Annotated in this window: 19 protein-coding genes; 10 read left to right on the top strand and 9 right to left on the bottom strand. The window is 73.6% G+C overall.

All coding sequences use genetic code 11. The annotated features are described in order from the left end of the window. The first annotated feature begins 301 nt into the window (after nucleotides 1–301). On the top strand, nucleotides 302–1,303 hold the full coding sequence (locus ACPCK6_RS25335; protein ID WP_423482425.1) for an NAD-dependent epimerase/dehydratase family protein: 1,002 nt from the start codon (nucleotides 302–304) through the stop codon (nucleotides 1,301–1,303). A 110-nt stretch (nucleotides 1,304–1,413) separates the two neighbouring features. Here ACPCK6_RS25335 and ACPCK6_RS25340 read toward each other — a convergent pair whose 3' ends face one another. After that, the gene (locus tag ACPCK6_RS25340; protein WP_194802571.1) at nucleotides 1,414–2,388 is read right to left on the bottom strand and encodes an Acg family FMN-binding oxidoreductase; all 975 of its coding nucleotides are present in this window, start codon (nucleotides 2,386–2,388) and stop codon (nucleotides 1,414–1,416) included. Between the two features lie 187 nt (nucleotides 2,389–2,575). On the opposite strand from ACPCK6_RS25340, the gene ACPCK6_RS25345 reads away from it, so the two are divergent. Continuing rightward, nucleotides 2,576–3,214, top strand: coding sequence for a response regulator (locus ACPCK6_RS25345; RefSeq protein WP_013284884.1), 639 nt, complete (start codon nucleotides 2,576–2,578; stop codon nucleotides 3,212–3,214). Nucleotides 3,215–3,220: 6 nt separating this feature from the next. Here the strand turns inward: ACPCK6_RS25345 and ACPCK6_RS25350 are convergent, their stop codons facing one another. Further along, a complete protein-coding gene (locus ACPCK6_RS25350) occupies nucleotides 3,221–4,888 on the bottom strand; it encodes a sensor histidine kinase (RefSeq protein ID WP_423482435.1) in 1,668 nt (555 codons plus the stop codon). Between the two features lie 93 nt (nucleotides 4,889–4,981). Further along, nucleotides 4,982–5,992 (bottom strand): Acg family FMN-binding oxidoreductase, encoded by a 1,011-nt coding sequence (locus tag ACPCK6_RS25355; RefSeq protein WP_423482426.1) that lies wholly within the window; start codon nucleotides 5,990–5,992, stop codon nucleotides 4,982–4,984. 119 nt (nucleotides 5,993–6,111) lie between these two features. Here ACPCK6_RS25355 and ACPCK6_RS25360 point away from each other — a divergent pair, with 119 nt between their 5' ends. Continuing rightward, the gene (locus ACPCK6_RS25360) at nucleotides 6,112–8,460 is read left to right on the top strand and encodes a heavy metal translocating P-type ATPase (RefSeq protein ID WP_423482427.1); all 2,349 of its coding nucleotides are present in this window, start codon (nucleotides 6,112–6,114) and stop codon (nucleotides 8,458–8,460) included. 1 nt (nucleotide 8,461) lies between these two features. Here the strand turns inward: ACPCK6_RS25360 and ACPCK6_RS25365 are convergent, their stop codons facing one another. The 4 genes from ACPCK6_RS25365 to ACPCK6_RS25380 all read right to left on the bottom strand — a co-directional run bounded on the left by ACPCK6_RS25365 (nucleotide 8,462) and on the right by ACPCK6_RS25380 (nucleotide 13,569). After that, complete coding sequence (locus ACPCK6_RS25365; RefSeq protein ID WP_396883997.1) at nucleotides 8,462–9,328, bottom strand: universal stress protein; 867 nt, start codon at nucleotides 9,326–9,328, stop codon at nucleotides 8,462–8,464. Beyond that, nucleotides 9,325–11,727 carry a phosphoketolase family protein gene (locus ACPCK6_RS25370; RefSeq protein ID WP_396883996.1) on the bottom strand — a complete coding sequence of 801 codons (2,403 nt, stop codon included), beginning with the start codon at nucleotides 11,725–11,727 and terminating at the stop codon, nucleotides 9,325–9,327. The genes ACPCK6_RS25365 and ACPCK6_RS25370 overlap by 4 nt, the downstream gene beginning before the upstream one ends. Before the next feature lie 127 nt (nucleotides 11,728–11,854). Beyond that, complete coding sequence (locus ACPCK6_RS25375; protein WP_423482428.1) at nucleotides 11,855–12,685, bottom strand: universal stress protein; 831 nt, start codon at nucleotides 12,683–12,685, stop codon at nucleotides 11,855–11,857. 83 nt (nucleotides 12,686–12,768) lie between these two features. Further along, the gene (locus ACPCK6_RS25380) at nucleotides 12,769–13,569 is read right to left on the bottom strand and encodes a PP2C family protein-serine/threonine phosphatase (protein ID WP_423482429.1); all 801 of its coding nucleotides are present in this window, start codon (nucleotides 13,567–13,569) and stop codon (nucleotides 12,769–12,771) included. Nucleotides 13,570–13,666: 97 nt separating this feature from the next. On the opposite strand from ACPCK6_RS25380, the gene ACPCK6_RS25385 reads away from it, so the two are divergent. The 6 genes from ACPCK6_RS25385 to ACPCK6_RS25410 all read left to right on the top strand — a co-directional run bounded on the left by ACPCK6_RS25385 (nucleotide 13,667) and on the right by ACPCK6_RS25410 (nucleotide 18,961). Continuing rightward, nucleotides 13,667–13,903, top strand: coding sequence for a helix-turn-helix domain-containing protein (locus tag ACPCK6_RS25385; RefSeq protein ID WP_423482430.1), 237 nt, complete (start codon nucleotides 13,667–13,669; stop codon nucleotides 13,901–13,903). Beyond that, nucleotides 13,903–14,478, top strand: a complete 576-nt coding sequence (locus ACPCK6_RS25390; protein ID WP_423482431.1) for a Clp protease N-terminal domain-containing protein — start codon at nucleotides 13,903–13,905, stop codon at nucleotides 14,476–14,478. The genes ACPCK6_RS25385 and ACPCK6_RS25390 overlap by 1 nt, the downstream gene beginning before the upstream one ends. Nucleotides 14,479–14,569: 91 nt before the next feature. Continuing rightward, nucleotides 14,570–15,577, top strand: coding sequence for a diacylglycerol/lipid kinase family protein (locus ACPCK6_RS25395; RefSeq protein ID WP_318333126.1), 1,008 nt, complete (start codon nucleotides 14,570–14,572; stop codon nucleotides 15,575–15,577). Further along, nucleotides 15,570–16,571 (top strand): YihY/virulence factor BrkB family protein, encoded by a 1,002-nt coding sequence (locus tag ACPCK6_RS25400; RefSeq protein ID WP_396883991.1) that lies wholly within the window; start codon nucleotides 15,570–15,572, stop codon nucleotides 16,569–16,571. The genes ACPCK6_RS25395 and ACPCK6_RS25400 overlap by 8 nt, the downstream gene beginning before the upstream one ends. A 100-nt stretch (nucleotides 16,572–16,671) precedes the next feature. After that, a complete protein-coding gene (locus ACPCK6_RS25405) occupies nucleotides 16,672–18,162 on the top strand; it encodes a phosphatase PAP2 family protein (protein WP_423482432.1) in 1,491 nt (496 codons plus the stop codon). A 4-nt stretch (nucleotides 18,163–18,166) separates the two neighbouring features. Continuing rightward, the gene (locus ACPCK6_RS25410) at nucleotides 18,167–18,961 is read left to right on the top strand and encodes an endonuclease/exonuclease/phosphatase family protein (protein WP_396883989.1); all 795 of its coding nucleotides are present in this window, start codon (nucleotides 18,167–18,169) and stop codon (nucleotides 18,959–18,961) included. On the opposite strand, the gene ACPCK6_RS25415 is transcribed toward ACPCK6_RS25410, so the two are convergent. Both ACPCK6_RS25415 and ACPCK6_RS25420 read right to left on the bottom strand, forming a co-directional pair. After that, the gene (locus ACPCK6_RS25415; protein WP_396883988.1) at nucleotides 18,958–19,593 is read right to left on the bottom strand and encodes a GAP family protein; all 636 of its coding nucleotides are present in this window, start codon (nucleotides 19,591–19,593) and stop codon (nucleotides 18,958–18,960) included. The two genes, ACPCK6_RS25410 and ACPCK6_RS25415, sit on opposite strands and share 4 nt — an antisense overlap. Before the next feature lie 173 nt (nucleotides 19,594–19,766). Beyond that, nucleotides 19,767–20,729: a TIGR03557 family F420-dependent LLM class oxidoreductase gene (locus ACPCK6_RS25420; RefSeq protein ID WP_423482433.1), complete on the bottom strand. Its 963-nt coding sequence runs from the start codon at nucleotides 20,727–20,729 to the stop codon at nucleotides 19,767–19,769. Between the two features lie 305 nt (nucleotides 20,730–21,034). On the opposite strand from ACPCK6_RS25420, the gene ACPCK6_RS25425 reads away from it, so the two are divergent. After that, nucleotides 21,035–22,408: cellulase family glycosylhydrolase (locus tag ACPCK6_RS25425; protein ID WP_423482434.1), on the top strand; the 1,374-nt coding region annotated here is incomplete at its 3' end.

Consider the following 22,408-nt stretch of genomic DNA (forward strand, 5'->3'; position numbering starts at 1 on the left):
GGACACCGAATGCCGTCAACTTCATGATCAACCAGGTTGGGGCGGGTCGACGGGGCCGGCTGGGCTATGTCGCCCAGGGGTGGGGGTGAACTCGTCGACCTTGGAGTTGTGGCACCTCGCGAACTGCGCTAACCGGGCATCCGAGGCGCCATAAGTCCAAGATCGACGGTGACCGGACGGCGCGGGACAGGTTGGGGCGGGGTGTTGCTCAGTGACGGGAGGGCTGGGTTCTGCCGTTGGCAGATCCGCTGACCGTGAAACAGGGCAGCCGTACCCGACGCGCGGCGGCACGCTGGGACGCATGCGACTCCTCATGCTTGGCGGTACGGGCTTTGTCGGTGGTGCGGTCGTGGCCGAGGCGGTACGCCGCGACTGGCAGGTGACAGTGTTCAACCGGGGTGTGCACGGGCGGGTGCCGGACGGCGTACACCGGTTGCGGGGTGACCGGACCGCGCCGGACGGGCTGGCCGCGCTCACCGGCGGCGAGTGGGACCTAGTGGTGGACACGTGGGACGGCGCGCCCCGGGCGGTACGGGACGCGGCGTCGGCGCTCGTCGACGCGGTGCCGCACTACGTCTACGTGTCCAGCGGATCGGTGTACGCGCCACCCGTCGCGCCGGGCAGCGGCGAGGAGGCGCCCACAGTGGCGGCCGACGTGGACGCCGACGACGGTGACTACCCGGCGAACAAGGCAGGCGGGGAACTCGCCGCGACGCGGGTGTTCGGTGACCGGGCGCTGCTGGCACGCGCCGGGCTGATCCTCGGGCCGGGGGAGGACATCGGGCGGCTGCCGTGGTGGCTGAACCGGGTCGCCCGGGGCGGGGACGTGCTGGCGCCGGGGCCGCGTGACCTGCCGATCCAGTACGTGGACGTCCGGGATCTGGCGACCTGGCTGCTGGACCGGGGCGCCGAGGGCGTCGGCGGGGCGTACAACGTGGTGGGTCGCACCGGGCACGCGACGATGGGTGACCTGCTCGACGCGGCGGTGGCGGTGACCGGGTCGGACGCGACGCTGCGGTGGACCGCGCCGGAGCCGATCCTGGCCGCGGGGGTGGAGCCGTGGAACGACCTGCCGGTGTGGATCCCGCGCGGGCACGAGTACCGGTGGTTGCAGGAGCGGGACGTGGAACGGGCGTACGCGGCGGGGCTGGTCTGCCGGCCGGTGACCGAGACGGTCGCCGACACCTGGCGGTGGCTGCGCGAGGTGGGGCGCGTGCCGGACCGGGCGGGGCGGCCGGCGCGCGCACCGGTCGGGCTGGCGCCGGAGCGGGAAGCCGCCCTGCTGGCCGCGCTCCCGGCCTGACCCGGAGCAGGCCCGCACTGCCCCAGCCGGGCCCGAACAGCCGGGCCTCGGCCCGCACGACCGGAACGGGCAGGGCCGCGCGGCCGGCGTGGCCCTGCGGAGGGTACGGGTCAGGCCGGCACGACCGGCAGGTCGAGCACCTCCTCGACCGAGCGGCGCGGGGTGGCGCGACCCGGCTGGCCGTACCCGATCCGCATCACCATCTGCGGGGTGCCGAACCGGCCCAGCGACATCCGCAGCGCCTCCCGTGCGGCGGGCACCTCGATCGGCTGGGACAGCATCGACACGCTCAGCCCGGCGTCCGTGGCGGTGAGCAGCACCCGCTGCAACGCCTGCCCGGCCAGGATCTGATCCGCCGAGGTGTTGCCGGCCGAGCCGAGCACCGCGACCAGCGGCTCCGGCTCGAAGTCGCGGCCGGGGGCGCGGTTGCGTCCGCCGAAGCCGCGCTGCGGCAGCAGGTCCTGCGGTTCGCTCTGCGGCCCGCCGGCGCCGGTCGGCACGCCGTCCGGGGCCGGCTCGGAGCGGATCCACTCGGCCCGCTCGGCCACGTACGCGGGGTCGCGTTCCAGCACGCGGTGGGCGCTGCGGGCGACCTCGGCGACGGCGTTGACGGCGCTGGTGCCGATCACCAGTTCCAGCCAGCACTGCTCGGCGCGGGCCGCCTCGCCGAGCCGCCAGCGGGCCTCGGCGGGCACCGGGTCGGGCCAGAACGGCGCGCGGTTGCTGAACCGGTGGCCGATCGCCCCGTACAGGCTCTGCTCGACCGGGGTGGGACGGCGCGGCACGTCCGGCACCAGCCGGGCCACGACGTCCGGGTCGGCGGGGTACGGGCGCAGCCGGACCGTGGCCGGGGTGCCCGCCACGGCGAGCGCCAGCCGCAGGTTGAACAGGGCCGCTCCGGCGGCGATCCGTGCGCCCCAGCCGGTCGGGTCGGTGGCGGGCAGGCCGCGCAGCGGGTCGACGGACACCTCGATGCCGCCGTCGACGAGCCGGAACCGCCACGGCTGGGTGTTGTGCAGTGACGGGGCCCGGACCGCGTCGGCGACCGCGGCCCGCAGTTGCTCGGCGGTGTATTCGGTCGTCATGGTGCTGCTCCCTCTCGTGCGGCGCCGGCTCCCCCGGCCGGGTACACCACTACGGTGCGTCAGCGGGCGTCGCGGTGAGCAGGGCCGGAGGTCCCCACCTGGGCCCGGCCGTCGGTCCCGGCCGGCGCGCGCAGGACGGGACTTTCGACCCGTGCTACGGGGGCGGGAAAGCCTGTAGAAAGGACTGATGATCCGGGTGTTCCTGCTCGACGACCACGAGGTCGTCCGTCGTGGCCTTGCCGACCTGCTGCAGAGCAGCGGCGACATCGAGGTGGTCGGCGAGTCCGGCCTGGCCCAGGAGGCGGCGCGCCGCATTCCGGCGCTGCGCCCCGACGTGGCGATCCTCGACGCCCGGCTGCCCGACGGCAACGGCATCGACGTGTGCCGGGACGTCCGCGCCGTGGACTCCTCGATCAAGGGGCTGATCCTCACCTCGTACGAGGACGACGAGGCGCTCTTCGCGGCGATCATGGCCGGCGCCGCCGGGTACGTGCTCAAGCAGATCCGCGGCACCGACCTGGTGGACGCGGTCCGCCGGGTGGCGGCCGGGCAGTCGCTGCTCGACCCGGCGATCACCACCCGTGTGCTGGAGCGCATCCGCAGCGGTGTGGAGCAGCCCCGGGAGCTGAAGTCGCTGACCGAGCAGGAGCGGCGGATCCTGGAGTACGTGGCGGAGGGGCTCACCAACCGGGAGATCGCCGGGAAGATGTTCCTGGCCGAGAAGACGGTGAAGAACTACGTCTCCAGCGTGCTGGCGAAGCTCGGCCTGGAGCGGCGTACCCAGGCGGCGGTGCTGGCCACCCGGCTGCTCGGCAAGAACACCTGACGCCGGTCAGTCGAGCGGGACGCTCCAGCGCACCTCGGTGCCGCGCGGCTCGGCCCGGCGCAGCGCGAACTCGCCGCCCAGCCGCTCGGCCCGTTCCCGCAGGTTGACCAGGCCGCTGCGGGCCGCCTCCGGGTCGCAGCCGATCCCGTCGTCGGTGACGGTGATCTCGACGCGGCCGGAGTCGACGCGGACGCGCACCGACACCCGGCCGGCCTGCGCGTGGCGTACCGCGTTGGAGAGCGCCTCGCGCAGCACGGCGGTGAGTTCGGGGCGCAGGTCGTCCGGGACGGCGCTGTCGATCGGGCCGATCAGTTCCAGCTCGGGCCGGTAGCCGAGCGACTCGGCGGCCACCTCGATCGCCTCACGGATCTCGGTGCGCAGCGCCGCGCTCATCGGGGTGCGCAGCTCGAAGATGGTGCGACGGATGTCGCGGATGGTGGCGTCCAGATCGTCGACGGCCTGGTTGATCCGCTTGGCGGCCTCGGGACGCGCGTTCATCGCGCCGCTCTGCAGTTGCAGGCCGGTGGCGAACAACCGCTGGATCACCACGTCGTGCAGGTCGCGGGCGATGCGTTCGCGGTCCTCCAGGACCACCAGCAGTTCCCGCTCCTCCTGCCCGCGGGCGCGTTCCATCGCCAACGCGGCCTGCCCGGCGAAGCTGGCGAGCAGCGCCAGGTCGTCGTCGGCGGCGGGCCCGTGGTCGGGCCGGTAGCCGATCACCAGGACACCGTGCAGCGTGTCCGCGGCGGCGAGCGGGGACACCACTGCGGGCCCGGCGACCACCGGCCGGGGCCAGGGCGCGGCGGCGGCGAGATCCTCGACCTGGTCGTGACGGCCCTGCGTGACGGATGCGGCGAAGCTGGTCTCGGCGGCCGGCAGCACCGCGCCGACCAGTTCCCGGGCGACCGGGTCGGCACCGTCGACGACCTCGACCGTGAACTGCGCCTCGTCCTCGTCGTAGAGCAGCACCAGCGCCAGTTCGGCCTCGGCGACCTCGCGGGCACGGCGGGCCACGAGCGTCAGCGCGTCGGTACGGCGTACCTCACCGAGCAGCACCGCGGTGATCTCCGCGGCGGCGGCGAGCCAGCGTTCCCGCCGGTGCGCCAGCGCGTAGAGACGGGCGTTCTCGATCGCCACACCGGCCGCGGCGGCCAGCGCCACCACGATCTCCTCGTCGTCCTCGGTGAACTCGGCCGCGCCCTGCTTCTCGGCCAGGTAGAGGTTGCCCCAGACGTGGTCGCGGATGCGTACCGGCACGCCGAGGAAGCTGTGCATCGGCGGGTGGTGGGGCGGGAAGCCGTACGAGTTGGGGTGCTTGGTGATGTCCGGCATGCGGACCGGCTTCGGGTCGTCGATGAGCAGGCCGAGTACACCCCGCCCGTGCGGCAGTTCGCCGATCTTCGCGTGCAGCTCGGGGCTGATGCCGTGGACGATGAAGTCGTGCAGCATGCGGTCGGGGCCGATGACGCCGAGCGCGCCGTAGCGGGCGCCGGCCAGCTCGCACGCCGACTGCACGATCCGCTGCAGCGTGCTGCGCAGATCGAGGTCGGACCCGATGCCGACGACCGCGTCCAGCAGGGCCCGTAGCCGCTCGCGGCTGGTGACCACCTCGCCGACGCGGTCGAGCATCTCCTGGAGCAGTTCGTCCAGGCGGACACGGGACAGCGGGGTCAGCCCGAGCGACGGCGTGAGGTGCTCGTGCCGGGACTGGGGTGCGGCGGCCACCCGGCGATGGTATCGCCCGGTGACCGCCGTGATCGAGACCGGTCAGGCGAGCCGGTCGCGGACCGCCGAGGTGTCGACCGTCTGCGTGACGTCCAGCCGGGGCGTGTGCGGGGGGCCGGCGTGCGTCGGGTCGGCCAGGCCGAGCCGCATGCTGATGTACGGGAACCCCAGTCCGGAGAGCATCTGCCGGAGCACCTCGCGGGTGCCCTCGACCTCCACCACACCGGACAGCGGCACCAGCGACACCCCGTGCCGGGTGGCGGTGAGCCACGCGGCGGAGAGCGCCTCACCGGCGCGCAGCCAGCTCATCGTCTCGTCGTCGGAGCCCCACAGGATCCCGTAGACGGCGGCCTTGTCGTGGCCGGGCCCGATCGGCAGCGAACCGGCGCGGCCGAAGTCGCGGGCCGGAACGGTCGTCTGCGGCGCCTGCTCGGGCAGCACCTCCGGCGGCAGCCCGGTGCCGGTGCCGGCCCGGCTGGTCCAGTACGCGAGTTCCTCGCGCAGCTCCGGGCTGTCCGCCTCGACGGCGGCGGCCTGCTGGGCGGCGCCGGCGAGCTGGATCTTCTGGGTGTCGTCGAGCAGTTGCAGGTTCACCCCCTCCAGCGTGGCGGCCCGGTCGATGTCGTTCAGCGCGGCGTTGGGGATCGGCTCGTCGCTGACCGGCCGCCGGTCGGTGTGCCGCACCTGCATGCACTGCACGACGCGCATGGCGTCGGGGTCGGCGCCGGTGTGCTTCAGGCTGGTGATCCGGGCCAACAGGTCGGGTTCCTTCGAGTCGGGCAGCCGTTCCACCACCGGGGTCCAGCCTTCGGCGGCCAGCGCCACCCGGGCGTGGTGCAGCGCGGCGCCGCAGCTCACCACCAGCAGGTGCCCTTCCGGGTCCAGGGCGCTGAGGTGCCGTTCGCGGACCACCCGCAGCTCCAGCGCGTCGGGCAGGACCGTCCAGTGCCACGGCTGCGTGTTGTGCACCGAGGGGGCGTGGCCGGCCATTCCGGCGGCCTCCGCGAGCGCGGTGGTCAACGGGCGATCGCCGGCCGGCGTCTCGTGGCTCATCGTCACGACCTTTCCTGTTTTCCCCATCGTGCCCCACGGGCGGGTGGGGACGCCGTTCCATCCCCCGGATTACCCGCATCGCCCCGCCCGTCCCACGTCCGGGCTGAGACGATCCACACGTGGGGACCGAGCCACGCGAGTGCGTACCCGAGCAGCCGGCCCGCGCCCGGCGGTGGGCCCGGGCCGAGTGGGCGCCGCTGGTGCTGCTCACCGTGGCCGTGCTGGCCGGTGCGGCGCTGTGGTTCGCCGGCGTGCCCGACGCCGCGCGGCTGGTCTGGGCGGCGGTCACGGTGGTGGCCCTGGTGCCGGCGGCCTGGACGACGCTGCGCCAGCTGTGGCTGCGACAGTTCGGGGTGGACGTCATCGCGGTGCTGGCGCTGCTCGGCGCGCTGCTGGTGCGGGAGTTCCTGGCCGGTGCCGTGATCGCGGTGATGGTCGCGACCGGGCGGGCGCTGGAGGAGTACGCGCAGCGCCGCGCCACCCGTGACCTGCGGGCGCTGCTGGAACGCGCGCCCCGGCAGGCGCGGCGGCGCACCCCGGACGGCGGGATCGAGGTGGTGCCGCTGGACCGCGTCGAGGTGGGGGACCGCCTCGTGGTCGGGCCGGGCGACGTGGTGCCCGTGGACGGCGTGGTCGAGGAGGCGGCGACGCTCGACGAGTCGGTGGTCACCGGCGAGTCGCAGCTGGTCACCCGCGCGGCCGGGGAGCAGGTCGCCAGCGGCGTCGTCAACGCGGGCGCCGGCTTCGGGCTGCGGGCCAGCCGCAACGCGGCGGAGAGCACCTACGCGGGCATCGTCCGCCTGGCCGGCGAGGCCACCGCCCGCAAGGCCCCGATGGTACGGCTGGCCGACCGGTACGCCGCCGCGTTCGTGCCGTTCACGCTGGTGCTGGCCGGGTTGGCGTGGCTGCTGTCCGGCGAGTTCACCAGGGCGGTCGCGGTGCTCGTGGTGGCCACCCCGTGCCCGCTGCTGCTGGCGACCCCGATCGCCGTGGTGTCCGGGCTGTCCCGGGTGGCCCGGCGCGGTGTGCTGGTCCGGGACGGCGGGTCGCTGGAACAGCTCGGCCGCGCCCGTACCCTGCTGCTGGACAAGACCGGCACGCTCACCGCCGGGCGGCCCCGGGCGGCGGAGGTGGTGGTGGCGCCCGGCGGCGACCGGGACGAGGTGCTGCGGCTGGCCGCCTCGGTCGAGCAGCTCTCCCCGCACGTGCTGGCCGCCGCGCTGGTCCGGCAGGCCCGCGAGCGCGGTCTGGCGCTGGCCGAGCCGGCGCAGGTCACCGAGGAGCCGGGGCACGGGGTGAGTGGCCGCGTTGACGGGCGGATGGTGCACGTCGGGCAGCTCGCCGGGGAACTGCCCGAGTGGGCGGGCCGGCTCGGTGAACGCGCCGAACGGGCCGGGCGTTCCGCGGTGTGGGTCAGCGACGACCGGGGGCCGCTGGGCGCGATCCTGCTGGAGGATCCGGTCCGTCCGGACGCCCGCCGGACCGTGCGGCGGCTGCGTGAGGCGGGCTTGGAGCGCCTGGTCATGGTGACCGGCGACCGCCCGGGCACGGCCCGGCAGGTCGCGCAGATCGTGGGCGTGGACGACGTGATCGCGCGGTGCTCGCCGCAGGAGAAGGCCGATCGGGTACGCCAGGAGTCGGCGCACGCGGTGACCGTGATGGTCGGCGACGGCGTGAACGACGCGCCGGCGCTGGCCGAGGCGCACGTCGGGGTGGCGATGGGCGCGACCGGGGCGACCGCCTCGGCGGACGTGGCCGACGCGGTGCTCACCGTGGACCGGCTGGACCGGCTCGCCGACGCCGTCGAGATCGCCCGGTACGCCCGCCGCATCGCGGTGCAGAGCGCCACCGTCGGCATGGGACTGGCGGTGCTGGCGATGCTGGTGGCCGCGGCGGGCCGGCTGCCCCCGGTGGCCGGCGCGTTCCTCCAGGAGGGCATCGACGTCCTGGTGATCCTCAACGCGTTGCGCGCGCTCGGCGGCGGCCTGCGGCGGCGGGACCTGCCGGCGCACACCCGCGAGCTGCTCGACCGGTACGCGGGCGAGCACAGCGGCGTCCGCGACGTGCTCGCCCGGCTGCGGGACACCGCCGACATGGTGGCGACCCGCCCGGACGACCCGGCGTGCCTGCCGGCGCTGCGCGAGGTGCACCGGCGCCTGGTCGACGAGGTGCTGCCGCACGAGGCGGCCGAGGACCGGCAGCTCTACCCGGCGCTGGCCGGGCCGCTCGGCAGCGACGAGGCGACCTCCACGATGAGCCGGGCGCACGTGGAGATCGTGCGGCTGGTGGAGCGGATCGGCGGGCACCTCACGGCGCAGCCGGACGGCCGGCTGCGCCGTGACGAGGTGCCCGACCTGCTCGCCGCGCTCTACGGCCTGGACGCGGTGCTGCGCCTGCACCTCGCCCAGGAGGAGGAGGACTACTTCTCGCTCAACCCGGAGGACGGCTCGACCGCGCCCGGCCGCTGAGTCAGCGCTCGCGTACCACGGCGACCGGGCAGTGCGAGTGCTGGATGAGCTGCTGGCTGACCGAGCCGAGCAGCATGCCGCGCAGGCCGCCCCGGCCCCGGCTGCCGACCACCACGAGCTGCGCCGACCGGCTCGCCTCCACCAGCAGCGCGGACGCGCTGCCGGGTACCGCCTCGATCTCGACCGGCACGTCGGGGAAGCTCTCCCGCCACGTCGCCAGTTCCGCCTCGGCGGCGGCCCGCTCGCTCGCGGCGACCTGCTCCGGGTCGAAGTCCGGCGGCACCCACCTGTCACCAGGCGGCTCCCAGGCCCGCAGCACCCGCAGCGGCACGTCCCGCTGTGCGGCCCGCTCGACGGCGAAGCCGAGCGCCCGCAGCGCCGACTCCGAGCCGTCCGAGCCGACCACCACCGGCCCGGACGTGGCGGCCTGGCCGTCGCGGACCACCACCACCGGGCAGTGGGCGTGCGCGGTGACCGAGACCGCCGTGGAGCCGGCGAGCAGCCCGCCGAAGCCGCCGTGGCCCCGGCTGCCGAGCACCAGCATCCCGGCGTCGGCGGACCGCTCCTGGAGCACCAGCGCGGGCGGCCCGTCGAACACCTCGCCGTGCACGGTCAGGCCCGGCCGGTCGGCGGCGGCGTCCGCCGCCGCCTTGCGGACCAGTTCGTCGACCTGCTGCCGGGCGGCCTCGTCCGGCCACACCCCCGGCGCCACACCGGGGCCGATCCAGCCGGTCACCGTCAGCCACTCGAAGACGTACGCCAGGCGTACCGGCCGCCCCGACCGGCCCGCCTCGTCCAGCGCCCAGTTCAGGGCCACCGACGCGTCGGCGGACCCGTCGTAGCCGACCAGGATCTCCTCGCCGCTCATTCGCCACTCCTCACGGCCGGGTCGTTCTCGCGGATCCAGCGCCACTCGGCGACCCGGGGGTCGTCCTCGCCGTAGCGCCGGGTGTAGTCGCGGCAGGCCTGGCGGGCGTCCACCATGTCCTGGCGCAGGTGCGCGGCGCGCGACCGCAGCCCGGGCACCCGGTCGATCACGTCGATGACCAGGTGGAAGCGGTCCAGGTCGTTGAGCATCACCATGTCGAACGGCGTCGTGGTGGTGCCCTCCTCCTTGTAGCCGCGCACGTGGAGGTTCTCGTGGTTGGTCCGGCGGTAGGTGAGCCGGTGGATCAGCCACGGGTAGCCGTGGTAGGCGAAGATGACCGGCCTGTCGCGGGTGAAGATGGTGTCGAACTCGTTGTCCGGCAGGCCGTGCGGGTGCTCCGACGGCGGTTGCAGGCGCATCAGGTCGACCACGTTGACGACCCGCACCCTCAGATCCGGCAGGTGCCGGCGCAGCAGGTCGACGGCGGCGAGCGTCTCCAGCGTCGGCACGTCGCCGGCGCAGGCGAGCACCACGTCCGGCTCGGTGCCGTCGTCGCTGCTGGCCCAGTCCCAGATGCCCAGGCCCCGGCGGCAGTGCTGGATCGCCTCGTCCATGGTGAGCCAGTTCGGCGCGGGCTGCTTGCCGGCGACCACCACGTTGATGTACTGCCGGCTGCGCAGGCAGTGATCCATCGTGGACAGCAGGGTGTTGCCGTCCGGCGGCAGGTAGACCCGTACCACCTCGGCCTTCTTGTTCACCACGTGGTCGATGAAGCCCGGATCCTGGTGCGAGAAGCCGTTGTGGTCCTGGCGCCACACGTGGCTGGACAGCAGGTAGTTCAGCGACGCCACGGGCTCCCGCCACGGGATGTTCCGGGTCACCTTCAGCCACTTGGCGTGCTGGTTGACCATCGAGTCGACGATGTGGATGAACGCCTCGTAACTGGTGAAGATGCCGTGCCGGCCGGTCAGCAGGTAGCCCTCCAGCCAGCCCTGGCACAGGTGCTCGGAGAGCACCTCCATCACCCGGCCGTCGGGGGAGAGGTGGTCGTCGCCGGGCACCTCGGCGCCCACGAACGCGCGGTCGGTCACCTCGAACGCCGCGCCGAGCCGGTTCGAGGCGACCTCGTCCGGGCCGAACAGGCGGAACGTCTCCGGGTTGCGGGCGATCACGTCGCGGACCCAGGGCCCGAGCACACCCGTCGCGCCGGCCATCGGCTCACCCGGCGTCGGTACGTCGACCGCGTAGTCCCGGAAGTCCGGCAGCTCCAGGTTGCGCAGCAGCCGGCCGCCGTTGGCGACCGGGTTGGCGCTCATCCGGTGGTCACCCGTGGGCGGCAGGCCGGCCACCTCGGCGACCGGGCCGCCGGTGGCGTCGAACAGCTCCTCCGGCCGGTAGCTGCGCAGCCAGCGCTCCAGCTCGGCCAGGTGCTCCGGGTTGTCCCGGACCTCGGAGATCGGCACCTGGTGGGCACGGAACGTGCCCTCGACCTGCTTGCCGTCGACCCGGGACGGGCCGGTCCAGCCCTTCGGCGTCCGCAGGATGATCATCGGCCAGCGGGGACGCTCGACGTGCTCGCCGGACCGGGCCCGGCGCTGGATCGCGGCGATCTCGTCGAGCACGCGGTCGAGCGTGCCGGCCAGCAGTTGGTGCACCGTCGCCGGGTCGTCGCCCTCGACCACGTACGGCTGGTAGCCGAAGCCGCGCATCATGTCCCGCAGGTCGTCGCCGGGGATCCGGTCCAGCACGGTCGGGTTGGCGATCTTGTAGCCGTTGAGGTGCAGGATCGGCAGCACCGCGCCGTCGCGGGCCGGGTTGAGGAACACGTTCGACAGCCAGCTCCCGGCCAGCGGGCCGGTCTCCGCCTCGCCGTCGCCGATCACGCAGGCCACGAGCAGGTCCGGGTTGTCGAACGCGGCGCCGTACGCGTGGCTCAGCGCGTACCCCAGCTCGCCGCCCTCGTGGATCGAACCCGGCACCTCCGGCGCCACGTGGCTGGGGATGCCGCCCGGGAAGGAGAACTGCCGGAACAGCCGCTGCATGCCGGTCTCGTCCCGGGGGATGTGGTGGTACAGCTCGCTGTAGGTGCCCTCCAGCCAGGTGTTCGCCACCAGCGCCGGGCCGCCGTGGCCGGGGCCGGTGACGAAGATGGCGGACAGGTCCCGGTTCACGATGACCCGGTCGAGGTGCGTGTAGAGCAGGTTGAGCCCGGGGCTGGTGCCCCAGTGGCCCAGCAGGCGCGGCTTGACGTGCTCAGGCCTGAGCGGTTCGCGCAGCAGCGGATTGTCGAGCAGGTAGATCTGGCCGACGGTCAGGTAGTTCGCCGCGCGCCAGTAGGCGTCCAGGCGGCGCAGCTCGTCTTCGGTCAGGGGGCTGTGCAGGTTCACCGCGGTGTCCATGCTGCCTTAGCCTCTCGTGGCTCGGGGTCGGCTGCCACTCGGGGACCACGTCTTCTCCCCCGGCGCGTCCAGCGTCGTCCCCATCGGGGGTCGGCGGTCAGGGTCGTAGGTCCTGCCTCGCGCGGGCTCATGACTCGTCCCCGGCATCCCCGGGGACGCCCCGTACGACGATCAGCGGGGCCGGCGAGTGGTAGAGCAGGGACTGGCTGACCGCGCCCAGAGTGGACCCTACCGGCCCGTCTCCCCAGGCGGCGACCACCGCGAGCTGCGCGGCGCGGGACCGGTCGAGCAGGACGGACCTCGGCTCACCGTGGACGGTCTCGCAGTCGGCGGTGACCCGGGGGTACCGCCGGGCCGTCCGGGTGACCGCCTCCTCCAGCCGCCCGTCGTCGCGGTCGCCGGACCCCGGCTCGATCACCCGGACGGCGAGCAGGCGGGCGCCGCGGTGCTGCGCGCAGTCGAAGGCGTACCCGAGGGCGGCCTGCGAGCTGGGCGACCCGTCGAAGCCGACGAGCAGCGGCCCGGGTGGGGCCGGCTGGGTGCGTCCGACAAGCACCGGGCAACCGGCCCGGGCGGCCACGTCCACGGCCGGCGTGTCGTGCGGTACGCGGTCCGGGTGGGCGGACATGCCGCCGTCACCGAGCGCGATCAGGAACGCGGTGTCGGCGATCCGCAGCAGCGCCTCGACCGGCGAGCCCTCGACGATCCGGCCGCTGACCGGCACCTGCGGCGCGCACTCGGCGACGACCAGCCCGGCGTGCTCCAGCACGTTCTCCGCGTCCGTGCGGGTGCCGCCGGCCGGGGCCGGGCCGGGCGTGGCGGCCCAGTTGAACGCGTGCAGCAGGTGCAGCGGCCGGTCGTGGGCGGCGGCCTCGGCGGCGGCCGTGCGGACCACCGTCAGATCGGCCTCGGACCGGCTGACGCCGACCACCACCGCGCCGTGGCTGGGTGCGGCCACCCCGGCTCACCTCCCGACCCGTGCCTTTCACTCACCGTAGTCGCGGGACCGGGTGTGCCGGAGCGGGTCGGCGGAACTGGCGGTCAGCGCGGGGCGGGCAGCGCCGGGTGGACGCGCAGCACGACGGCTGTGGCGTTGTCCTCGCCGCCCTCGTCCAGGCTGGCGGCGAGCAGGGCCTCGACGGTGCGTGCCGGGTCGCGCCGCGCGGCGAGCAGGTCGCGCAGCCGGTGGTAGCCGAGCTGGTCGCTGATGCCGTCGGTGCACAGCAGCCAGGTGTCGCCGCGGCGCAGCGGCACGGCGAGCAGGTCCGGTTCGGGGCGGTCCGGATGGCCGACGTAGCGCAGCAGCTGGTAGCGCGCCCGCGCCGCCTCCGGCGAGTCGGCCGGCCACCAGCCGTGCAGCAGGCCGAGCCAGGCCATCGTGTGGTCGACGGTAACCAGTTCCAGCAGCCCGTCGCGCAGCCGGTACGCCCGCGAGTCGCCGAGCTGCACCAGCCAGCCCTGCTCGCCGTCCGGCTCGACCACGAGCGCGGTGAGCGTGCATCCGGTCAGGCCCGGCTGCGCCGCGCCGGCCTGGCGTACCCGCCGTTGGGTCTCGGCGACGGCGGCGCGCAGCGCGGCGGCGCCGACGGCGGGCCAGTCGGCGCGGACCCGCTCGGTGAACGTCCGGGCCGCCGTCGTGCCCGCCACGCGGCTGCCCTCGCCGTCGCCCATCCCGTCGCAGACCACCGCGAACGGCAGCTCGGGGTCGACGTGCAGCACGTCGTAGTTCTCCGGGTAGCGGTGCCCGACCACGCTGCCCCCGGCGATCTCCAGGGTGAGGCGGCCGGCGGTGAGCCGGCGCGCGGACTCGACCGGCCGGTCCAGCGGACGGCGGCGGAACACCAGCGGACCGTAACACCGGGACGGGCCGGACAGCGGCAGGCCGGGTCGCGTGTCAACCAGGGTTGACAGGTGGTTGCTGTCAACCTACATTGACAGCATGAGTCAGGCGACGGAACTCGCGGCGGCGGCCGGCAGCACCGACCCCAAGGTCGGCCTGCGCGCCGTGCGCGCCCTGCGCCGGCTGCTCGAACGGCTCGAGGTGATCCAGGTCGACAACGCCCGGCGGCAGGGCTGGTCGTGGCAGGAGATCGCCGACGCCCTCGAGGTCAGCCGGCAGGCGGTCCACAAGAAGCACGCCGGACGACCGGCGGTGCGCGAGAGCTGGGAGGCGTGATGTTCGAACGATTCACCGACCGGGCCCGCGGCGTGGTGCACCACGCGCTCGACGAGGCCCGCACCGAGGGACGGCGGCCCGTCGGCACCGAACACCTGCTGCTGGGCGTGCTCGCCGACCGCGACAACCTGGCGGTACGCCTGCTCGCGGCCGGTGGCGTCCAGGCCGACGCGCTGCGCGCCGCGGTGGGCCGCCACACCGCGCAGGGCGTGGACGGGCTCGGCGCGGCGGACGCCGCGGCACTGCGCGAGATCGGCATCGACCTGGCCGCGATAGTGGCCCGGATCGAGGAGTCCTTCGGCCCCGACGCGCTGCGCGAGGCGACTCCGCGTCCGCGCCGGTGGTGGCGTCGCGGGACGCACCACGGCGCGTTCTCGCCCCGCGCCAAGAAGGTGCTGGAGCTGTCGCTGCGCGAGGCGCTGCGGCTGCGCCACCGGCACATCGGCACCGAACACATCCTGCTCGGCCTGCTGCGCGAGGGCGACGGCCTGGCCGCCGTGGTGCTCACCGAGGCCGGGGTGGACATCGATGACCTGCGGCGGCGCGTCGACGCGGCGCTGCGCGAGGCGGCCTGACCCGCACCCGGATTTCAAACCTGTTTGCGGTCCTCGCAACGTCCCGCTGCGCCGGGTCGCCGTCACGCCCCGTGTCCTGCACACTGACGCCGTGGACGGTGCAGACGACAAGCGCCCGGTGAACGCGGAGAACCGCACCCCGCGCTCGGCAGTGGTGGTCAACCCGGTGAAGGTCGCCGACCTGGACGAGTTCCGCCGCACCGTGGACGGCGCGCTCGCCGCCGCCGGGTGGCCGGCCCCGGCCTGGTACGAGACGACGGTCGAGGACCCGGGCCGCGGGCAGGCGGAACAGGCCGTGAAGGCGGGAGCGGAGGTCGTCTTCGCCTGCGGCGGCGACGGCACGGTGATGGCCTGCGTGACCGCGCTGGCCGGCACCGACGTGGCGCTCGCGGTGCTGCCCCAGGGCACCGGCAACCTGCTGGCCGCCAACCTCGGCCTCTCGAACGACCTGGCCGCCGGGCTGGAGGTCGCCGTCGAGCGGGGGATGCGCCGCCTCGACGTCGGCGTGGTCGGCGACAAGTGCTTCGCGGTGATGGCCGGGATGGGCTTCGACGCCCAGATGCTCGACTCCACCTCCGAGACCACGAAGAAGCGGATCGGCTGGCCCGCGTACGTGGTGGGCGCCGCCCGCCACCTGCGCGACCGGCCGATGCGGGTCTCGGTGCGCATCGACGGCAAGCCGCCGCTGCGCCGCCGGGCCCGCTCGGTCCTGGTCGCCAACGTCGGGCGCCTGCAGGGCGGGGTACGCCTGCTCACCGAGGCCGAACCGGACGACGGCTGGCTCGACGTGGCGGTGCTGACGCCGCGTACGCTGCGCCACTGGCTCGCGATGGGCTGGGCGGTGCTGCGCCGCCGCGACAGGGTGCCGGGGATGGAGGTGTTCCGGGCCCGCTCGGTCGAGATCACCAGCACCCGGGCGCAGCCCCGGCAACTCGACGGCGACCTGATCGAGCCGGGCCGGTCGCTCAAGGCCACCATCCGGCCCGAGTCGCTCTGGCTCTGCGTACCGCGCCCGGAGGAGCACCCCGACCTGGCGGTGGACGCCGACGCGGCCGGTGAGCGCGGAGAGCACCTGGTCGAGGAGGCCCGCCGTGAGTAGCACCAAGCTGGTCCCCGAGACCCGGTTGATGACCGAGAACGAGCTGTCCGCCGACGACGCCTGGCACACACTGCGCCGGCACGGCGGCTGGTGCCTGCTGCGGGACGCGTTCATCCGGTTCCGCTACGGCGACGGGTTCAGCCACTCCCGGGCGCTGGCGTTGCAGCTCTGCCTGGCCGTGGTGCCGTTCCTGATCGCGCTCACCGGCCTGATCACCGACCTCGGTGTGGACGAGGGCGGCAAGGTCGTCGCCGACACGGTGCTGGCCATCACGCCCGGCCAGAGCGAAGCCATGGTGCAGGACCTGCTCACCGACAGCGAGCGCACCGAGGACGCCGGCGAGCTGGCCCTGACCCTCGGTCTGCTCACCGGGCTGGTCGCGCTGACCACGACGATGGCGCAGATCGAGCGGGGCGCCAACCGGATCTACGGCGTCGAGCGGGACCGCCCGGCGCTGGCGAAGTACCTGCGCGCCGCGATCCTCGCGGTGGTCGCCGGCGTGCCCGCGCTTGCGGGCTTCCTGATCCTGGTCGGCGGCCGGGCGATGGGCGATTCGGTACGGCGGCACTACGAGTGGGGCGACGTCGCCATGGCCGGGTGGGACGTGATCCGGTGGCCGCTGAGTCTCGGCCTCACCGTGCTCGCCGTCGCGGTGCTGTTCCGGCACGCGCCCCGGCGCCGCCAGCCCGGCCTGTCCTGGCTCTTCTTCGGCGCGTCCATCGCCATCGCGATCTGGTGGCTGGCGAGCCTGCTGCTCGCCGCCTACGTGAAGTACAGCGGCGGATTCGGCCAGACCTACGGTGCGCTGACCGGCATGATGGCCCTGCTGCTCTGGGCCAACCTCACCGGGATCGCGCTGTTCGGCGGGCTGGCGTTCGCCGCGCAGCTCGAAGCGATGCGCATCGGCGTGGAGGAGCCCGCCAAGCCGGACCTGTGGGAGCCGGAGGCGCAGCGGGCGGAGCTGTTCGACACCGGTGAGATGACCTCGCTCTGACGCCACGCCGGTCCGGCGTGAGACGCCGCGCCGGTGCGGCGTGTACGGGACACGCCGATCGGGTACAGCGCGCCTCGCAGAAGAACGAGGGAGGTGCGGTGTGACCGCGGTCAAGGAAGCCGGGAGCCGGCCGCTCAGCCATTTCGCGGAGCGGAGCCTCGCGGGCCTGCTCGCCGTGGCCGGTGCGGGAGTCGGGTTCGGCGTGCTGCTCATGCTGGTCCGGTTCCGGTGGAGCCCGCTCTACCACGCCGACCACGAGACGGCCGAGTGGTTCAACAACCTCGTGGCCCCGCACGGCCCGCTTGTCACAGTGCTCCAGGCGATCACCGACCTGGGCGGACGGCCGGTGCTGATCTGGCTGGTCAGCATCGCGGTGGTGGGCCTGCTGATCCGCCGCCAGTCCCGGCTGGCGGTCTACCTGATCGTCACCGGCGCCGGCGGGCTGATCCTCGATCCGTCGCTCAAGGCGCTGGTCGGCCGGCTGCGCCCGGTGGTGGACGTACCGATCGCCAGCGCGCCGGGGAACAGCTTCCCCAGTGGTCACGCGCTCGGCTCGTTCGTCGCGTACGGGGCGCTGCTGCTGGTGTTCCTGCCGGCCATGTCGCCGCGCTGGCGCAAGCCGGCCATCGCCGTCGCCGGCGTGCTGATCTTCCTGGTCGGGCTGACCCGGATCGCGCTGGGCGTGCACTTCGTGTCCGACGTGATCGGCGGCTGGCTGCTCGGCGCGGCCTGGCTCGGCGTCACCGCGTACGCCTTCCGGCTGTGGCGGCGCGAGCGCGGCCGGCCGGTGCCGCCGCTGCGCGAGGGCCTGGAACCGGAGGCGGGCGAGGAGCTGGCGCTCGCGCCGGACGAGGAGAAGGTGCTGGAGCACCCGCGCTCGGCGGTGGCCGAGCTGCTGGTCGGCTGGGTGCTCGTCTTCGGTGTGCTCTACGCGTTCGGCATGTTCGTCAGCTACCACGCCAAGGGCACGTTCTTCGACACGCTCGACACCGAGGTGCCGCGCTGGTTCGCCGAGCGGCACACCGACGCGCTCACGGAGCTGAGCTGGTGGTGGAGCAAGTTCGGCGACACCCACGCGATCCTGCTGGTGTCGCTGGTGTTCTGCCCGATCGTGCTGGCCGTGTGGCGGCGCTGGCGGCCGGTGCTGTACGTGGTGCTGGCGATGTTCGGCGAGCTGAGCCTGTTCCTGGCCAGCGCCCGGGTGGTGGACCGGCCCCGCCCGCCGGTGGAGAACCTGGACGGGCAGATGCCCACCTCGTCGTTCCCGTCCGGTCACATCGCGGCCACCATCTGCCTCTGGGTGGCCATGGCGGTCATCGTGTTCCCGCGTACCGACAGGTGGTGGCGGTGGCTGTTCGTGGGCATGGCCGTGCTGATGCCGGTCGGCGTGGCCACCTCCCGGATGTACCGGGGCATGCACCACCCGACCGACTTCATGGGCGCGATCCTGCTCGGCGCGCTCTGGCTGTCGCTGCTGTACTGGGTGATCAAGCCCAACGCCGACGTCTACGAGGGTAATCAGCCGGCGATCGAGTCCGAACAGGTCGACGAGTTGGACGACGAGCTGGCCAAGGCCGCCCGGCCGGACTGAGCCGATGCTGCGGGTGATGACCTGGAACATCCGGACCGGCGGGCGGGACGGCGGCGGCGCCGACCGCCGGGACCGGATCGTCTCGGTCGTCACCGCGCAGCGCCCCGACGTGCTGGCGTTGCAGGAGCTGCGCGGCATGGACGCCACGCTCGACGGCCTGGCCGACCGGCTCGGGATGGCGGCGTACCCGGCCCGGTCCTGCTTCGGCCAGCCGGTGGCGGTGCTGGTCCGCCCGCCGTGGCGGGTGCTGCGCGCCGGCCGGGTCCGCCGCCCGTTCCACCACGCCGCCGCCCGGGTGCAGGTCGCCACCGGCGCGGGACCGCTGACCGTGCTGAGCACCCACCTGTACCCCTACTCGGGCGGGCGGCGGCGGATGGAGGCGGACTGGCTGGCCGCCGCGCTACGGCGTACCGGGGGAGAGCTGGCCCTGCTCGCCGGGGACCTGAACACGCTGGAGCCCGCCGTCGACCACACCGCCCGGCTGGCCGGGCTGGCGACAACGTACCGGCGGCGGCACCTGCGCCGCGACGGCCGTACCGTGGACACCCGCGCGGTGGCCCGGCTGCTCGACGCCGGCCTGGTGGATCTGTGGCCGCGCTCCGGCGGTGACGAGCCCGGCGGCCTGACCGTGCCGACCCGGCACGGCGGCGCCGAGTTCGCCGGGATGCGGCTGGACTACCTGCTCGCCACCCCGGCGCTGGCCGACCGGGTACGCGCGGTGCGGGTGGTCCGCGACGGTGACGCGGACACGGCGTCGGACCACTATCCGGTGCTGGCCGAGGTGGACGTCCCGACCTAGACGAGGTCGGACACCACGATCGCCACGAAGATCAGGATCACCAGCTCGCTGATGATCCAGGAGTGCGCGTCGGACCAGTCACGGAGTCTCGGCAGCAGCCGTTCGGCACGCGCGCCCAGCATCACCAGCGCGAGCAGCGGCAGCGCCAGCAGCAGCACGGTCAGGATCAGGAACGGCAGCAGGTGCCACCACGGCTTGTCGTGGCCGGCCAGGCTGCCGGCGACCGACGCCATGGTGACCTCGTCGCTGGGCATGGCGACGAAGAGCAGCAGGCCGAGGCCGAACGCGAACGGTGGCCGGGTGTCCTCCAGCTTGCGCATCCAGCCGGGCGGCTGGTTCCGCTTGCGTCTGAGGAATGTGATGACCATGAGCGCCGCCAGCAGCGCCAGCACGATCCAGTCGATCAGGTGCCGGCTGCCGCTGTCCTTCGTGCCGTTGCCGGCGCTGTACCGGATCACCCGGAACACGCCGTACCAGACGGTCAGCGCGACCAGCGTGCCCAGTGCGGCGCCGGCCAGGTAGGCCACCGAGCTGCGCCGCGGATCCCGGCTGGCGGCCAGGAACACCGCGCTGATCAGCTGTGGGCCGGCGACCATCACGAAAGCCAGCGGCAGCACGGTCAGCAGGCTCATGGCCTCATTCTGTTGCCGCCCGCACGGCGGCACGGCCGTTTCTAGACGATCAGGTTGAGCAGCACGGTCAGCACCACCGAGGCGACGATCGAGAAGAGGATCATCAAGAGACAGCCGAGCCCGCCGCCGGCGGGCCGGATCTCGGTGTTACCGATACGCATGCCGTCAGCTCCTCACAGCTCGCGCAGCCGGGGCAGCAGCTCCTCCTGGGCCCAGTCGAGGAACATCGGCTGGTTGTCGCCGCCCACCTGGACCAGCGCGACGTGGGTGAAGCCGGCGTCGACGAACTTCTTGAACGCCTCGACGTGCCGGTCGGTTTCCGGGCCGCAGGAGGTGCCCTCGGCCACGTCCTCCTCCCGGACGAACCGGGTGGCCGCCTCGAACGACTCCGGGCCGGGCAGGTCGGCGTTGACCTTCCAGCCCAGGCCGAACCAGCGGAACTGGTCGTGCACGATCTTGCGGCACTCGTCCTCGTCCGGGCCGTAGCAGATGGCGACCTGCCCGTAACGGGGGCGGCCCGCGCCGCCGGCCTCCTCGTACATGTCGATCAGGTGCGGCAGCGGGTCGGTGGAGATCATGGCGTCGGCGTACTCGGCTGCGAGGGTGGCCGACTGCCGCCCGGACGCGGCCACCGCCATCGGCACCGGGCGCTCCGGCCGGTCCCAGACGTACGCGTCGGGCACGTCGAAGTGGTTGCCGGAGAACGTCAACGTCTCGCCGTTGAGCAGCGGCCGGATGATCTGCAACGCCTCCTCGAACATCTCGTGCCGCTGCTGCACGTGCGGCCATCCGCCCACCACGTGTTCGTTGAGGTTCTCCCCGGCGCCGAGGCCCAGCGTGAACCGCCCGTCCGAGAGCACCCCGATGGTGCTGGCCTTCTGCGCCACGACCGCCGGGTGGTACCGCCGGATCGGGCAGGTCACGAACGACATCAGCTCGGCCCGGCTGGTGGCGTGGGCGACCGCGCCGAGCACCGACCAGGCGTACGGGGAGTGGCCCTGGGACTCCAGCCAGGGGTAGTAGTGGTCGGACATGACCAGATGGTCGAAGCCGGCGGCCTCGGCGCGTACGGCGTGGTCGACCAGTTCCTTCGGGCCGGCCTGCTCGCACATGAGGGTGTAACCGACGTTGACCATGGCACGTCTCCTTCCCGGGCGGATCGTCCCCGGATACCCCGCCCGGCGCGGGTCAACCCTGCTGTCCGCTTCCCCGCCCGCCTCCGGCCAGCCGCCTTAACCGGTTCAGTACGTGTGGCCGGTCAAACCCCGTCGCCTCCCGGCGCGTCCCGCTTAACCGGTTGCCTAAAGCCTTCCATCGCCCTACGCTGATGCCTGCGTCCGTTCGGGAACCGGGCGGCGGCTACCGGGCTCAGCCGCCACCACCCTCTCACCGTCACCGCACCCCCGCTCGGGCACGGGGGAGACCTTCCCTGAGGACAGCCATGAAGAAAATGCTCTCCGTCGCGGGCGCCGCCCTGCTGACGGCCCTCGCCGCCGTCTTCGCCCTCGGGCAGCCGGCCCACGCCGCCACCGGGTTCTCCGTCTCCAACGGGCGGCTCTACGACGCAGGCGGCGTCGAGTTCGTGATGCGCGGGGTCAACCACGCGCACACCTGGTACCCGCAGCAGACCAGCTCCTTCGCCAACATCAAGGCGCTCGGCGCGAACACCGTCCGGGTGGTGCTGTCCAGCGGCGACCGCTGGACGAAGAACAGCGCCGCCGACGTGGCGAACGTGATCTCACTGTGCAAGGCCAACCGGATGATCTGCGTACTGGAGGTGCACGACACCACCGGGTACGGCGAGGACGGCGCCGCCACCACGCTGGCGAAGGCCACCGACTACTGGCTGAGCATCGCCGACGTGCTCAAGGGCCAGGAGAAGTACGTCATCGTCAACATCGGCAACGAGCCGTTCGGCAACCAGGGCTACAGCGCCTGGACCACCGACACCTCGAACGCGATCAAGCGGCTACGCGCCGCCGGCCTGACCCACACGATCATGGTGGACGCGCCGAACTGGGGCCAGGACTGGTCGTTCACCATGCGCGACAACGCCGGCACCGTGTTCGCCGCCGACCCGCAGCGCAACACCGTCTTCTCCATCCACATGTACGGCGTCTTCGACACCGCCGCCGAGATCAGCGACTACCTGGGCCGGTTCCGCGCCGCCGGGCTGCCCATCGTGGTCGGCGAGTTCGGCTTCAACCACTCCGACGGCAACCCGGACGAGGACGCCATCATGGCGTACGCCCAGGCCAACGGCATCGGCTACCTCGGCTGGTCGTGGAGCGGCAACGGTGGCGGCGTGGAGTACCTGGACATGACCACCGCGTTCAACCCGGCCCAGCTCACCAGCTGGGGTCAGCGGATCTTCAACGGCGCCAACGGCATCGCGGCCACGTCCCGCGAGGCGTCGGTGTACTCGAGCACCACCCCGACCGCCAGCCCGACGGTCAGCCCCACCGTCAGCCCCACGACCAGCCCGACCGTCAGTCCGACCCCGCCGCCGCCCACCACGCCCCCGCCGTCCGGTGGCTGCACCGCCACCTACGCCGTCGCGAACTCGTGGCAGGGCGGCTTCCAGGGCGAGGTCAAGGTGACCGCCGGAGCCGCCGCGATCACCGGCTGGACGGTCCGCTGGACGTTCGCCAACGGCCAGTCCGTCACCCAGGCGTGGAACGCGAGCGTCAGCAACAGCGGGTCGGCGTACACGGCTCGCAACGTCGACTACAACGGCCGCCTCGGCGCCGGCGCGAGCACCACGTTCGGCTTCATCGGCAGCTGGACCGGCACCAACTCCACTCCCGCCCTCACC

The organism is Micromonospora sp. AB353, assembly GCF_049538395.1.
GTDB lineage: Bacteria > Actinomycetota > Actinomycetes > Mycobacteriales > Micromonosporaceae > Micromonospora > Micromonospora aurantiaca.